This window comes from Geobacillus sp. FSL W8-0026 (assembly GCF_037966255.1).
Lineage (GTDB): Bacteria > Bacillota > Bacilli > Bacillales > Anoxybacillaceae > Geobacillus > Geobacillus icigianus.
The window spans coordinates 3300034-3313903 of the sequence record NZ_CP150194.1; the positions used below are offsets into that span (position 1 = coordinate 3300034).

Annotated in this window: 13 protein-coding genes; 6 read left to right on the plus strand and 7 right to left on the minus strand. The window is 53.0% G+C overall.

Annotated elements, in window-relative coordinates:
* Nucleotides 1-15: 15 nt before the first annotated feature.
* Both NST29_RS16560 and NST29_RS16565 read right to left on the minus strand, forming a co-directional pair.
* On the minus strand, nt 16-1359 hold the full coding sequence (locus NST29_RS16560) for a peptidoglycan-binding protein (protein WP_172418710.1): 1344 nt from the start codon (nt 1357-1359) through the stop codon (nt 16-18).
* Between the two features lie 179 nt (nt 1360-1538).
* Nucleotides 1539-2024, minus strand: a complete 486-nt coding sequence (locus NST29_RS16565; protein WP_061912231.1) for a hypothetical protein — start codon at nt 2022-2024, stop codon at nt 1539-1541.
* 208 nt (nt 2025-2232) lie between these two features.
* Between NST29_RS16565 and NST29_RS16570 the strand changes: the two genes are divergently transcribed.
* Nucleotides 2233-2640: a helix-turn-helix transcriptional regulator gene (locus NST29_RS16570; protein ID WP_339232446.1), complete on the plus strand. Its 408-nt coding sequence runs from the start codon at nt 2233-2235 to the stop codon at nt 2638-2640.
* A gap of 386 nt (nt 2641-3026) precedes the next feature.
* On the opposite strand, the gene ssb is transcribed toward NST29_RS16570, so the two are convergent.
* Complete coding sequence (gene ssb / locus NST29_RS16575) at nt 3027-3374, minus strand: single-stranded DNA-binding protein (protein WP_209005376.1); 348 nt, start codon at nt 3372-3374, stop codon at nt 3027-3029.
* 263 nt (nt 3375-3637) lie between these two features.
* Between ssb and NST29_RS16580 the strand changes: the two genes are divergently transcribed.
* The gene (locus NST29_RS16580) at nt 3638-4090 is read left to right on the plus strand and encodes a YwpF-like family protein (protein WP_172418713.1); all 453 of its coding nucleotides are present in this window, start codon (nt 3638-3640) and stop codon (nt 4088-4090) included.
* Nucleotides 4091-4506: 416 nt separating this feature from the next.
* Here the strand turns inward: NST29_RS16580 and NST29_RS16585 are convergent, their stop codons facing one another.
* The 4 genes from NST29_RS16585 to NST29_RS16600 form a co-directional block, all read right to left on the minus strand.
* Nucleotides 4507-5166, minus strand: a complete 660-nt coding sequence (locus NST29_RS16585; protein ID WP_033018394.1) for a class D sortase — start codon at nt 5164-5166, stop codon at nt 4507-4509.
* Nucleotides 5167-5172: 6 nt separating this feature from the next.
* Entirely contained in the window at nt 5173-6087 is a 915-nt protein-coding gene (locus NST29_RS16590) for a processed acidic surface protein (protein ID WP_108209734.1), read from the minus strand.
* A 574-nt stretch (nt 6088-6661) separates the two neighbouring features.
* A complete protein-coding gene (locus tag NST29_RS16595) occupies nt 6662-8038 on the minus strand; it encodes an aspartate kinase (protein ID WP_033018391.1) in 1377 nt (458 codons plus the stop codon).
* A gap of 633 nt (nt 8039-8671) precedes the next feature.
* A complete protein-coding gene (locus NST29_RS16600; RefSeq protein ID WP_033018390.1) occupies nt 8672-9106 on the minus strand; it encodes a DUF1284 domain-containing protein in 435 nt (144 codons plus the stop codon).
* A 309-nt stretch (nt 9107-9415) separates the two neighbouring features.
* Here NST29_RS16600 and NST29_RS16605 point away from each other — a divergent pair, with 309 nt between their 5' ends.
* The 4 genes from NST29_RS16605 to NST29_RS16620 all read left to right on the plus strand — a co-directional run bounded on the left by NST29_RS16605 (nt 9416) and on the right by NST29_RS16620 (nt 13860).
* Nucleotides 9416-9976 carry a hypothetical protein gene (locus tag NST29_RS16605; RefSeq protein WP_033018418.1) on the plus strand — a complete coding sequence of 187 codons (561 nt, stop codon included), beginning with the start codon at nt 9416-9418 and terminating at the stop codon, nt 9974-9976.
* A 491-nt stretch (nt 9977-10467) separates the two neighbouring features.
* Nucleotides 10468-11988, plus strand: coding sequence for an aldehyde dehydrogenase (gene adh / locus NST29_RS16610; RefSeq protein WP_033018386.1), 1521 nt, complete (start codon nt 10468-10470; stop codon nt 11986-11988).
* A 238-nt stretch (nt 11989-12226) separates the two neighbouring features.
* On the plus strand, nt 12227-13291 hold the full coding sequence (locus NST29_RS16615; protein WP_033018385.1) for a hypothetical protein: 1065 nt from the start codon (nt 12227-12229) through the stop codon (nt 13289-13291).
* 209 nt (nt 13292-13500) lie between these two features.
* Complete coding sequence (locus NST29_RS16620) at nt 13501-13860, plus strand: DUF779 domain-containing protein (RefSeq protein ID WP_033018383.1); 360 nt, start codon at nt 13501-13503, stop codon at nt 13858-13860.
* The last annotated feature ends 10 nt before the right edge of the window (nt 13861-13870 follow it).

A 13870-nucleotide genomic window follows, 5' to 3' on the forward strand; every position in this document is an offset into this window, starting at 1 on the left:
TTGGTTATCGTTATGCTAAAACAACCGCTTCGCTCCCAAGTACCGCTGCTTCCAATACGATTGGTCGAGGCGGCTGATCGTGACGCCGGTCGAGGCGCCGCTATGGATGAACTGGCCGTTACCGATATAGATGCCGGCGTGCGATGGGCCGCTCGTTGTCGTGGCGAAAAAGACGATGTCGCCAACTTCCGGGGCGGAAACCGGTGCGCCTGCCTTCCACATCAAAGCGACGGTGCGCGGCAAGGTAACGCCTTGTTGCTGGAACAGGTAGAAAATGAATCCGCTGCAGTCAAATCCCTCTTCCGGGGCATCGCCGCCCCAAACATAGGGAGCCCCGAGCAGTTCAGCCGCATCGGCGACGAGCTCAATGACGTCCAGTTTCACTGCCGGGGCTTGTCCGAGCAGGCGTTCGTAGGTTTGGCTGTCAACGACCCCGGTCACGGGGAGTTTGGCCGCTTGCTGGAAACGGCGGACGGCATCGGCGGTGACGGCGCCATAGTAGCCGGTGATGTCCGAATTGATGAAGTAGCCAAGCTCTCTGAGCTTCTGTTGCACTCGCTTGACTTCTTCGCCCCGCGAGCCAATCGAAAGAAGAAGCGACGGCCGCTTACTGGTCGGCGGTGGGGAAATTTTGGCCTTGACAGCATTCCCTAGGCGGGCGGCCGTTCGACTGTCAACCACACCGGTCGCCGGCAGGCCGTTGGCTCGTTGAAAGCGGCGGACCGCCTCCGCCGTTATTTCCCCGTAGTAACCAGTGATGTTCGGATATGTAAAGTAACCAAGTTGTTTGAGGTGCCGCTGCAGCTCGCGGACTTGGCTGCCGCGCGAACCGACTGACAATCCAACGGATGACGAAACGCTTCCTTCGGTTTGCTTCAGCCGCTCAAGCGTCGCCTGATCAGCGCGTCCCGTCACCGCAAGCCTGTTGTCTCTCTGGAACTGCTTAACCGCCTCGGCGGTCACAGCGCCATAGTAACCGGTAATTTGCGGGTAGCGAAAATAACCGAGCCGCTTAAGGCGCTGTTGCAGCTCACGCACCTCGTCTCCGCGCGAACCGATCGCCAAGGTACGGCTTGATGCTGACACGGTTAATTTCGCGTAGGTGGCCGGATCAACGCTGCCGGTGACCGGCAAGTTCATCGCCCGTTGGAACGCTTTGACCGCTTCTTCGGTCACGGCGCCAAAGTAGCCTGTCGCTTGCGGATACGTGAAAAAGCCTTGCGCTTTCAAACGCAGTTGAAGTTGTTTGATTTCAGGGGAGCTCATGCCTTTTTTCCATTCCGCCGCTTGGCTGTCGTCGGGGGCAAGAAAAAAGGCGGAGGCCATCGCGGCTGTAAAGACGACATGACTTGGTTTCACGGGTTGACCCTCTCCCTTCGCCCTTCCATTTCTGTCTGTTCCGCCCGTTGACCGTGACGGGCAGCTTGTCCAGCCCACGACAAAAAACGGCAGTATTCTTTCTTTTTAGTATAACGGACAAAAAGGGCCAAAGGAAATGATTTTTTCATTTGGAAAAGGGAGGGCAAATGGTGCTTGTCTCATTTCGAGCGTGATGGACAAGTCAGCCAATACGATACCCGGCGATCTTCGACAAGGTGGATCGACTGCAAGATTTCATAAATGAGCTGTTTTTCCATCGCCAACCATTCATCGACACGAAGAGGGATGTATTTCTGTTGCAGACTATTCCACTCATAGAGGGCGACGGTGAACTTTTTCTGGCGGAGATCGAGCTTGACGATAAACATATACAACTGGCTTATGCATTTTAAGACAAAATAGAGCTGAGCATCAGGCGAGCAGGTGATGGTCCGAAACGTCGCCTCCTCCTCAAAGGGCGCGCACTCCCGGCTGTTTGCGCTTTTTAAGGAGCGAAGCGAATCCGTGAAGCTGGACGGGGCGATCGTTTTCAGCTGCACGGAAAACGGGTTTTTCATTTCTTTAATATAGATGCGATATACGGGTTTCGCCCGCTTCTGATTGTTCCGTTCACATACGACAATATCAGCAAGATAAATATGCACCTTAACCCCCTCTTTTAGTTTTTGATTTCCCATTTTTACCTATTGTACTATGCCCTTCCTAAAAAGAGAAAGATGTCGAGGCGTGAAAGAATATGAAAAGACGTTCTAATTTAGAAACTTTAAAAACATTGATCAAAAAAGGAACAGAAATCGTTCGCGCGCTTTTCTATCTTTAAAGAGTAACGAACGAAAAGCGTGGTGACTAACGATGACAACTCTCGGAGAAACGCTCAAGCAATTGCGAAAGCAACGGCGCTGGACGCAAGAACGACTCGCAGAGCAATTGAACGTGTCGCGTTCGCAAATCAGCAAATGGGAAAATGGCAGCTTGCTTCCGGATGTGCAATCGCTGGAGAAACTTTGCCGGTTGTTTGGCGTCAGCGCTGATTTTTTGCTCGGCGGCGAAGCGCGCCGGCGGGAACTATTGCGCGAAGTGGCCGACCAATACGGGGCGGTGGGCGTGAGCGACACAGCGCTCACAGCGTTCAGTTATCTGCTGCAAAACGAAGAGATGAGCGCGGCCATTTACACTCTAGCCAAACTGCCGGATAAAAAACGCAAACATGTTGAAACGATGATTGCCACCATCATTAAAGAGTGCTCAGAACTCCTCTAACTGGGAAAAAGGATGTGTTCCTTGAACAGAATCACGGAAACCAAATCGCCAAAGCGCTAGGACTTCACCCGCAAAAAGGATGTGTTCCTTGAGCGGAACCTAGAAGACTGGTAAAAACAACAAATTGACTCGATTGGGGGAGAAGTCACAAGGAATGAAATGATGACGTTGCAACGTTTTTTGGTTTGGGAACACTGTCGGAGAGCAGTATTTCTCCTTAAATCATCGGCCTCCTAGGCTGATATTCCCTCCGTCTTCACCCGCCCTCTTATTGTCCGGGTTAAAAAAAGCGCTAACAACTAGTGCTAGCGCCATCCATTGGGGAGTCTGTGAGGATCCGTTGTCTCTCTTGGGGATTCGCTTGGAAAGGCATGATGGGGAAACCATCAGACGTGCTCCGGCCATTCAGGTTGTTTGCCGGAGTGTAGAAATTGAACGGACTGCGCCACCACCTCGGTGACATAGACGCGCTGACCGTCTTTATTGTCGTAGCGGCGCGTCTGAATTCGCCCGGTCACCGCCACCATTGAGCCTTTTCGGCAGAAATTGGCGGTATGCTCGGCTGTTTTCCGCCATAAAACACAAGGAACGAAGTCGGCATCAATCCCTCCCTCCGCATTGCGGAAATTTCTTGCCACTGCCAGCGTAACCGTTGCTACAGCGGCGCCGTCGGCCGTATAGCGAAGTTCCGGATCCTTCGTCAATCGACCGACCAACACGACTTGATTGATCATGCCTCGACACATCCCCCCTTTCCGCCCATCGCATTTTTATCATAAATGATCCCGTTTTCTGCCGTAAAATCGCGATTTTTGCATTTTTTCGCGCATTCTATGCGCAGAAGGCCGCGAAACATGCCGATTTTTCGTTCAAAAAAGCAGGCAAAAATGTTGTTTTTGTCACTAAACGACAAAAATGCTAATCGATTTGCGGTTTTTCCTCTCCCGATCGCCTATGCTATAATCGATGTAAGACAACGGGTAATGAGGTGGACGACATGAAAACGTTCAAGCTCGTCGGGCTCTCGGTCATCGACGACGAAAGGCAGCGCCAAGACATCCCGTTTATCGACGGGTTGATTATCAACAAAGAGGATGGGCAAAACCGCTGGCTCGTGGAAGCGTATTTGGACGATGAGTATGAACCGGTGTTTGCGAGCCTGCAGCAGCAACCGGAGTTTCAGCTGCAAGTGACGATCACCAATCCAGGCAATGATCCCGCCAACATGTTGGTCGCTGTCCGCTCGATCACGAAAATGAACGGCCATATTAGCGTCTTGATGGAAGGGCTGATGATTCCGAGACGAACCCGCCTAGCAGAAATCGTATTGGAAGGGCTCGTAGAAAAAGGGCTGCAAGGCGAGGCGCTGCTGCAAGCGTTTCGTCAGCAGTTTCGTCAGCAAATGGAAAAGCAGCAAAATGCCAAAGCGCCGCGCGAAGCGAAACGGTGACGTCCCACGGCTCCTTGGACGGGAGGCGGTCGCCGTTCTCCATAAATTTTGGCAAGGGTGTCCGAAACGAAGCGGAACACCCTCGTTTTGTTTTCAATTCGGTGAGAGCCCGAAAAAAGCGGAACACCCTCGTTTTTTTGTGAAAATGCCGAACTGACGCGGATTTTCATCCTCGGGTGGAGGGTGGGGCGCGCTGCCCATGGATCTTTTCCGAATGAAAATGCCGCCGCTTGGTGTGTGGCAGCGGTTTTTCACCGGCTCTCGAGGAGGTTGGTGATTGACTCGTAGATACAGCTTTACCATGTCATTTCTCCATTTAAAAAACCGTGTTGCATCGGTCCTCGTTTTCGCTCATTCTCCCATTGATGAAGGAGATCAGTCGTTTTTCACCGGCTTATAGAGACGGGAAGACAAGCTCAAAGTTTCAAACGGTCGACGCGGACCGGGCGGGCGATGACGACATAGCGTTTTGGAGCGCGGCCGATGAAATGAAACGGATAGCACGTTGTCACCGTCAAGGTGGGACGCGCTTTGTCGACAAGAACGGTCCGATCCTCGTCATCGACAATGCGTACGTTGACAACGCGATAATGAACGGCAGCACCTTCTGTCCGGAGGATGATGGCATCGCCAATTCCCAGTTCACCGAGGCGGCGTAGCACCGTATCGCGATGCCCCGATAACACCACATGTCCCTCGCCTCCCGGCCACGCGCTGTTTGGATAATGGCCAACGCCACGGCGCAGCTCCTGTTCACGAACGCCTTCATACACCGGAATGACCACTCCGAGTCTCGGAATCGTCATTTCACCGAGATAAGCGCCAAGCGCCGAGGAAGGAGAAGACTTCGCGCGCTTGCCGGCCCAGTCAGCTGAAACAGGCGTGTTGGCGTTCGAACCGGACTCTTCCTTTAGCGAAGAAAGGACTCGATCCGGCTTAGCGGCCTTCCAGCCCACCATGTACCAATACCCGTTCCAGCCGACCAGGCAAATCCCGATGACGAGCAAAACGAGCGCCGCGCAACGAGATATCGGGCGAAGCGAAGAAAGGAAAGCAGCCGCTAGTTTGCGCTTCATCCGCACTCACCCCCGCCACCGCGCGGTCCGCCGATAAAGGTAGAGGCCGGCACAGGCAAGCAGCGCCCCAGCCAACGTGCGCGCCAAGTACGGTGAAGCAGTTTCCGGCAGTTTCTCGCCGTACATCTCCCCTTTCATCTCCAACGCCAGCAGACCGGCCTCAATTCCTTTTTCCCCAGCCCGGACGATATAGCCCGATGAGAGCATCTCCCTTGTCAGGGCGACATCAGCGACTTGTTCCCCTTGGCGGTTGTATAGCCGCACGTGGAGCGGTTCGGCCCCCGCTGCCTTGATGCCGGGCCAGTCAGCGGAGCGATGGGCGTTTAGCTCCAGAAGGGCGAGCGCTTCTTGCCAAATCGCCTTCAGTTCGCGGCGCTGTTCACTCGTCCACGGCCCTTCGGTTTCCTCAAATGGGCGCAACCGCGCACGGAGCGCCCGCAATTTGCCCGGCAATTGCGGATCGGAAAGCGAAGCGACATGGCGGGAAAATTGCCGTACCTCCTGCTCGTTCATGCCGAGCGCTCCAAGCAAGTCATTGATTTGCTGCATGGTGGCGTTATGTTGCGAGTAAAAGCGAATGGCCCGATCCAAGTCCTCGACGAAAGGGTAATCTTGCACCGTTTCACCAAACTGGCCAAGCAGCGCTTCCAGCTCCTCCACAGTCAGCCGATGACGGCGCAGCACGTCATGAAAAAGCGGTTCGGTCAGCGGCGTGCCCACCCACTGCTTCAGCTCATCGATCGTGCGGAAGTCAGCGGCCGTCAACCCGTATCGGTCCAAGTAAGCCAACAAGTCGCTCACCGTCCAGCCGACGCTTGCGGCATACTGCTCCAATTCGCTCCGACTGATGGCGTCCGCTTTCAAAGGAAACGCGCAGAGCGCCACCACCAACGCAATGATGATCAGCCTTTTCGACACCATTGTTTCCTCCTTTCACCTGCTTTCTTTTCTACTGGTAGTATTTTCCGAGTTTTGTCTTCTTATGTACAGCAGCGCAAAAAAATCGCACCGATCCAAACGACCGCGATTTCCCACCGCCTACGACACCCGTTGGCTAAGCCGGTTTTCCGCGCCGGCGCTTTCCCCGCTCTATCCCCAAACAAAAAAAGAGGTCCGCTGACATCGAGCAGAACCTCTTCGCGATTTTCGCTATGTTTTCCTTGAAAAAGCCATGCTGACGCGGGATTTTCATCCCCGGGCGGAGGGCAGATCACACTGCCATGGGTCTTTTCCTTCAAAATGCCGAACTGGCGCGGAATTTTCATGCCTAGGCGAACGACAGATCACACTGCCCATGGATCTTTTCCGTCTCGCGCCTCCCGGCTTTTTGGGCGCATCAAGCGCGGGCGAAAGAAGGCGGTGAACACGGCGGCCATAAGCAAACGAGCGGCATGTCGCCATAAAGAAGACTGATTCCGTCAGGCTGTTCGAACTGAGAAACCGATTGTACGAAATCACCGCTCCTAAAGGGCAAGAACCAAAAAAGTCAGTGCACCTATGAAGGTTGAGTGACGGTCAGCTCCTGAAAGTACGCATGATACAAGGCGCGCACCGCCTCGTTGACGACTTCTTCCTTGACGCCGAACATCATGCTGACCTCGGACGATCCTTGGTTGATCATCTCTAAGTTGATGTTCGCCTTCGCAAGCGCCGTCGTCGCTTTCGCCGCCATCCCGATCGTTTTTTCCATCCCTTCGCCAACGACCATAATAAGCGCCAAGCCGTGCTCGACCGTCACTTCGTCGACGGCCAGCTCCTCGCGGATGCGGGCGAGAATGCGCTCTTCTTTTCCTTCAGCCAGCTGATCGGCGCGCAAAATGATCGACATGTTGTCAATACCTGACGGCGTATGCTCATAGGAGATGCCTTCGTCTTCCAAAATTTGCAGCACGCGCCGGCCAAAACCGATTTCGCGGTTCATTAAATATTTGCTGATGTTGATGCTGCAAAAACCGGTATCGCTCGCGATCCCGGCGACCGGTTCATCGATATGGTTGCGCTTGGCGACGATCCATGTGCCCGGGGCGGCGGGGTTGTTCGTGTTTTTCACACAAACGGGGATGCCGGCGCGGTAGACCGGTTCAAGCGCCTCATCATGGAAGACGGAAAAGCCGGAATACGACAGCTCGCGCATTTCGCGGTACGTAATTTCTTTCAACTTGCGCGCGTCCGCCACAATCGATGGATTGACACAGTAAATCGAATCAACGTCTGTAAAGTTTTCGTACACGTCTGCTTGGACACCAGCCGCTACAATCGAACCGGTGATGTCTGACCCGCCGCGCGGAAACGTGACAATATGACCGGATAGCGAATAGCCGAAGAACCCAGGGATCACCAATACCCCACGCCGGTCGCGCAATTGGTTGAGTTTGTCGTACGACTCCGGAAGCACTTGGGCATTGCCTGGCTCATCCGTGACGATGATGCCCGCCTCGAGCGGGCTCACATAGCTCGCCTCCAGTCCGCGATCTTGCAAGTAAAGGGCCATGAGGCGGGCATTGTGATCTTCGCCGCTCGCCTTCATGGCATCGAGCAAACGAGGCGGTTCATGGCGATAGGCGCTGATTTTCGATTGCAAATCATCGTTGAGCTCGCCCAAAAAATGGCCGGCCTCAAGCCCAAGCTCGTTGACGATGTCCGCATACCGCTTTACGATGGCCTCGACCGTCTGCCCGTATGGTTCGCCGGCCATCACTTGTTCGGCTAGACGGATGAGCAGATCGGTGACCTTTACATCGTCCTTATACCGTTTCCCGGGCGCCGACACGACGACGATCCGCCGTTCAATATCCGAGCTGACAATATCGGCCACTTTGCGGAATTGGGCGGCGCTCGCCACCGAACTTCCACCGAATTTGGCTACCTTCATCGTGCATGACCCTTTCTGTCGAAAGTCTTTATAATTGTTTATCATATCACATTTTTCCGCCCATGGAACTATTCATTTTTTAGAAATTTCCGCGAACGCCTCCTCGCCACCATGATCCTCCTTCCAACCGCTGGGGCGATGGCGGAAAAACGGCGATGAAACAGGCCGCCTTGATTCAACAGGCGATGGCTCAGCGTCTTTTCATCGGCCTTCCTGTTTTTCGAAAACCTCTAGAAGGCTGGTGAAAAACCGCTGATTCCCTTACTCAATGGGGGAATGGGCGAAAAGCAAGATCGATGCAACAAGGTTTTTCTAATTGAGAAATGACATGGTAAAGCTGTATACGCCATTAAATCACCAGCCCCCCTAGAAGGCTGGTGAAAAACATTGGTTTCCTTTGGTCGATGAATAAAAGTACGCAGTGTTGCAAGACTTTTCCATTTGAGAAATGATGCCAACAATCGGTATACACGATTGAATCACCGGCCCCCTAGGAGGCTGGTGAAAAACGGTTGTTTCTCTTGAGCAATGGGGGAACGCTTGAAAGGCGATCCTGATGCGACAAGGCTTATCTATTTGAGAAACGGGCTTGATAAGCGACTTGTCCCCTTAAATCACCGGCCCCCTAGAGCCTCACGTTTGCGCCACATTGCCGCGGCGGACGTTAGCGATTCCTTCTTTACAGACGCCATATGGCAGCCACGAGCAGCCGCGGCATAATTCATCCAAATCATCCGGCTTGACCCGCTCCGCCGTCCGCTGAATCAGTTCGGACTTCCAGTACACGCTGCCCGGTTGTAAACCTAAGTGGCGAATGACATTGCCATCGAGCGAACGGACATGAGCGTCAGAATCAGGACCTGCTTCGCATGTCGTTTCCCCATGGTGCGGGCAGACGAGGCACGCCTCGTCGAGCGCCGCAACGACTTCAATCGGAAAATCGTCGGTTTCATCCCGAATACGGGCGACGATCTCCGACATTTTTTCAACAAACGATGGGCTGTAGCCCATGCCGCGAAATCCGTGCACACAAAGCAAATGGTGACCGCGCAAACGCAACGGTTTCATCGTCTCTCCCCTCTCCTGTAATAAGCGTTGGACCGAATTCACTCTTTTAATCTCCAAGTTCATCGGTAAGGAACTATCGTTTTCCATCGATCTTCCAGACGCAGCCCTTATCCGTTTGTTCCTAATCTTATCATACGTCAACGTTCCTCACTCGGCAATGGAACATCGTAACGCTCTGCCGCTATGTTTCCCAACTCCATCGCCCGTATGGCCTGTCTCATGCATCTGTCGCCAGCAGTAGACTTTTACAGTCGCAAGTTTGTAAAATGAAAAAGGAGACGAACTTTGTCGCGAAAGGACTGGCGGACGATGACAAAAGAGGAAGCGGCCCGCTTACTTTCCATCTTGCTTCATGATCTGACGAAAGAATGGCGGAAGGAAAAAATTCATTCTGATGTGCTCGAAGTGATTATGCAGCTCCGCATTCAGGCTGCCGACAACGAGCGCTACAGCGCAAATTTGCTTGACCAAATCGCGTTTGCCGGCGAGTCCGCCCACGCGTTGAAGCAAATTTGGGGTTACATGCTGCGAGAACGGACATTTTTATCACCGACCACGATGGAAGCCATGCTGACCGACGCCCAGCGTGTGATCCACCGCCGATTGCCAGAACTGGTCGCCCGCTATGGACGGGCGTTTGCCGAAATCGCCGATGAAACAGAGCGAAAACGCCAACTGGAGCGCTCTTACAGCGCGCTCTTGTTGTTCAACCGCATCGCCACCGATTTTTTATTTCAATTCGTCCGTGAAGAAAACGAACGAGAAGCGAGCGCCTTTTTCGCCGCTGATCCGAACGAGCTGCTCGAAGTGTTTCATCACCTTTGCAGCGTCTACGCCAGCCGCTTGCTTGAAGGGCTCGAGGTCGATTAACCGCTGCTGGCGAAAATTGTCTCCCGGTGGCGGGAAGCGCGGCATGAGAAGACCTATAGAGCTGGTAATTGAATCGGGGACACGGCTTTACAACGTCATTTTTCAATTCGAAACGCCTTGTGGCACGGTCCTGCTTTTTACGCGTTCTCCCATTGATAAAAGGCAGCAGCGGTTTTTCATCATCTTCCTCGATGGCTTGGTGGAAAACAGCTGTTTCTTTTGAGCAATGGGGGAGCGTTTGAAAGGCGATCCTAATGCGACAGGGCTTTTCGATTTGAGAAATAGGCTTGATAAGCGGCTTGCCCCCTTCAATCACCGGCCTCCTAGGAAAATCACGCTAGGCACCCTACTTCTTCCCTATCGTTCTCGACGACACGTCCGTTTTTCTGTTTGACAATATTGTCCAGCCATGCTAATCTAATCATCGGAAGGAATTTTTAAAATATTCCTACCATTGAAAGCGGGTACAAAAACAAAGGAGGAGTCGGGGGATGATCTACGCACAACCCGGTCAGCCAGGCGCGCTTGTCACATTTAAAAAGCGCTACGAAAACTTTATTGGCGGCAAATGGGTGCCGCCGGTGGACGGCGAGTATTTTGAAAACATTACGCCGATCACCGGGCAGCCGTATTGCGAAGTGCCGCGCTCAAAAGCGGCGGACATCGAACTGGCGCTTGATGCCGCCCATGCGGCAAAAGAGGCGTGGGGGCGCACTTCACCTGCCGAGCGTGCCCGTTTGCTGAACAAAATCGCCGATCGGATGGAAGAAAACTTGGAAATGCTCGCGGTCGCGGAAACGTGGGAAAACGGCAAGCCGATCCGCGAGACGCTCGCAGCTGACATTCCGCTCGCCATTGACCATTTCCGCTATTTTGCTAGCTGCATTCGCACCCAAGAAGGAACGATTTCGGAAATCGACCACGATACGGTCGCCTATCATTTCAAAGAGCCGCTCGGCGTTGTCGGACAAATCATCCCGTGGAACTTCCCGATTTTAATGGCGGCTTGGAAACTCGCGCCAGCGCTCGCTGCCGGCAACTGCGTCGTGTTGAAACCGGCGGAGCAAACGCCGACGTCGATTCTCGTCCTCATCGAACTCATCGAAGATTTGCTTCCACCTGGCGTCGTCAACGTTGTGAACGGCTTTGGCTTAGAAGCCGGCAAGCCGCTCGCCTCGAATCCGCGCGTGGCGAAAGTGGCGTTCACCGGCGAAACGACGACCGGACGGCTCATCATGCAATACGCCTCGCAAAACATCGTACCGGTCACGCTTGAACTTGGCGGCAAGTCACCAAACATTTTCTTCCCCGATGTGATGGACAAAGATGACGAGTTTCTCGATAAAGCGCTCGAAGGGTTGACGATGTTCGCCTTAAACCAAGGTGAAGTGTGCACATGCCCGTCGCGCGCCCTCATCCATGAATCGATTTACGATGCCTTTATGGAACGAGCACTTGAGCGCGTCAAACAAATCAAGCAAGGCAATCCGCTCGATACGGAAACGATGATCGGCGCGCAAGCCTCCTCTGAACAGCTTGAGAAAATTTTGTCGTACATCGACATCGGCAAACAAGAAGGTGCTGAACTTTTGATCGGCGGCGAACGGAACATGCTGGAAGGGGAGCTCGCCGGCGGATATTATGTGAAGCCGACGATTTTCAAAGGACATAACAAAATGCGCATTTTCCAAGAAGAAATTTTCGGGCCGGTGTTGGCCGTCACGACATTCAAAGACAACGACGAAGCGCTCGCCATCGCCAATGAGACGCTGTACGGCCTCGGCGCCGGCGTCTGGACGCGCGACATCAACACCGCGTACCGGTTCGGCCGCGGCATCCAAGCCGGCCGCGTGTGGACGAACTGCTATCACATTTATCCGGCCCATGCGGCATTTGGCGGCTACAAAATGTCCGGCATCGGGCGCGAAACGCACAAAATGATGCTCGACCATTATCAACAAACGAAAAACTTGCTCGTCAGCTATTCGCCGAGAAAGCTCGGCTTGTTCTAACAGCCAGCGCTCCACTTTCCCTGTTTCCAGTGGGGCAAGCGCTCAAACCACTCTTCCTCGCCTTTGTCGCAATCGAGGCGAAGCAGCCACCCGTTTTGATGAGAGGGTGTCCCAAAAGGATCGGGATCCCCTCTTTCGTTGCTATATACACACGTGCCGCACGATATGTTGTGCTTATCTTGAAGGCCGACAACCTTTTGGGCCAACACCCTCTTTTCATAGGAGACTGAAGGGGGAGATGGAGCGGATGAAAAAAAGCTTCGTTTGTTTTCTTTTCGTCATATTTTCCTTTTTGTGTAATGGATGTGAACTTCGGGCGTATCACGCCGATGAGAACGAACATCATGACAAAAATCCACTTACGGTGATGAAGTGGAATGTTTCGGCGCCCAATTGGACGCATGCTTCCTTGGTTGGAAACGAACTGTTTATTGCTGTCAATGCCGATCAAACGAACCGGGCATCGGTGAATGAATTGCTGGCTGTCAATGTGAAAACCAAAAAGCAACGAATGTTGTTTCAATCGGCTCATGAGGAAGCGATGGTGCAGTGGGTTCAAGCGAATAATCGTTGGGTTGTTTGGGAGGATTCTACATCGTTTGGGGCCGAATCGACCATCTGGGTCATGGATCGCAAGACAGGTTCTACATTTTTAGCGGCTCGGTCCAACTCCTCCCCACCAACAGTGTTTAACCCTGTGTTAGACGGAGAGTATATAGCATGGACGGAAAAAGGTTCTCAGTTTGGGCAAGTGAAGCTATTCCATTTACCAACAAAACAAGGAAAAACCATTGGCCGCCTTGTTTCCCAAGGGTTATATAATGAATTTGTTTCACTCCGGAACGGAAAAGTAATATGGACCGATTCGCACGATGGCAAGGGATATTATTATGTTTACGACATTCGCACCGGTAGGAGCGCTTCATATGAATCGCCTGCTCCGTTCCCCGCTTATGCAGAATACGATAATGGTTTGATTTATGCTATCCATTTAGAAGATTTGGAATACCCGGATCAGCAGACATTTGGATATTTTGATCTTAAAACGAAACGTTTTTCTCGTTTCCCTGTTTCTCATGGAATCATTCAATATTTTGATGTTTCTAACGGGAAGCTTGCCTTTTTGGATGATCGCGGAGCTGTATCGGTGTATGAGCAGCGAAACGGGAAATGGAAGGCGGTAAAGGTTTCTCTCGATCGTTATCCTAGACTGCTTTATTTTGATCAACAGGATCATTTAATCGTGGAGCAGGAAGATACAAAGCGGGACCGGCGCTGGTTGAATATTGTGAAATGGCCATGAGAATGGAAAAGACAGCCTCCCGGCCAAGCGCCAGGCGAAGGATCCGGCTCAAGAACGCAACGCCAAGCGAACGTCCGGGACGTCATCCGCTGCGAATGAGGGGCGTGCTTGTTTTCCTTTCTTTTGTTTGTTGAGGGCATCGACCTCAGGCAAACAGCGGGGGCATTCCATTTGGAAAGAACTTACTAGGCAAAGGAGGAGAGCAATGGATGATGGAAGAGCCGAAAGTGATCGCAACGGAAGCGGCGTTGGCATTAATTGACAAGCTAAAAGCGAAATACGGACCGCTCATGTTCCATCAATCGGGCGGGTGCTGCGACGGCAGTTCGCCGATGTGCTACCCGCTCGGCGAGTTGATCGTCGGCGATTCCGACGTATTGCTTGGCGAAATCGCCGGCTGCCCGTTTTACATCGCCAAAGCGCAATACGAATATTGGAAGCATACTCAACTGATTATCGATGTTGTTCCCGGGCGCGGCGGCATGTTTTCGCTTGAAGGTCCGGAAGGTGTTCGCTTTCTCACCCGCTCGCGCGTCTTCGGACAGGGCGCGGATGCAGGCGCGCCGTAGCCGCCCTGCG

What these genes read in the sequence shown, in the direction of transcription:
- NST29_RS16570 (WP_339232446.1), top strand. Translation starts at nt 2,233, where the DNA reads ATGACAACTCTCGGAGAAACGCTCAAGCAATTGCGAAAGCAACGGCGC.
- ssb (WP_209005376.1), bottom strand. Translation starts at nt 3,374, where the DNA reads ATGATCAATCAAGTCGTGTTGGTCGGTCGATTGACGAAGGATCCGGAA.
- NST29_RS16580 (WP_172418713.1), top strand. Translation starts at nt 3,638, where the DNA reads ATGAAAACGTTCAAGCTCGTCGGGCTCTCGGTCATCGACGACGAAAGG.
- NST29_RS16585 (WP_033018394.1), bottom strand. Translation starts at nt 5,166, where the DNA reads ATGAAGCGCAAACTAGCGGCTGCTTTCCTTTCTTCGCTTCGCCCGATA.
- NST29_RS16590 (WP_108209734.1), bottom strand. Translation starts at nt 6,087, where the DNA reads ATGGTGTCGAAAAGGCTGATCATCATTGCGTTGGTGGTGGCGCTCTGC.
- NST29_RS16595 (WP_033018391.1), bottom strand. Translation starts at nt 8,038, where the DNA reads ATGAAGGTAGCCAAATTCGGTGGAAGTTCGGTGGCGAGCGCCGCCCAA.
- NST29_RS16600 (WP_033018390.1), bottom strand. Translation starts at nt 9,106, where the DNA reads ATGAAACCGTTGCGTTTGCGCGGTCACCATTTGCTTTGTGTGCACGGA.
- NST29_RS16605 (WP_033018418.1), top strand. Translation starts at nt 9,416, where the DNA reads ATGACAAAAGAGGAAGCGGCCCGCTTACTTTCCATCTTGCTTCATGAT.
- adh (WP_033018386.1), top strand. Translation starts at nt 10,468, where the DNA reads ATGATCTACGCACAACCCGGTCAGCCAGGCGCGCTTGTCACATTTAAA.
- NST29_RS16615 (WP_033018385.1), top strand. Translation starts at nt 12,227, where the DNA reads ATGGAGCGGATGAAAAAAAGCTTCGTTTGTTTTCTTTTCGTCATATTT.
- NST29_RS16620 (WP_033018383.1), top strand. Translation starts at nt 13,501, where the DNA reads ATGATGGAAGAGCCGAAAGTGATCGCAACGGAAGCGGCGTTGGCATTA.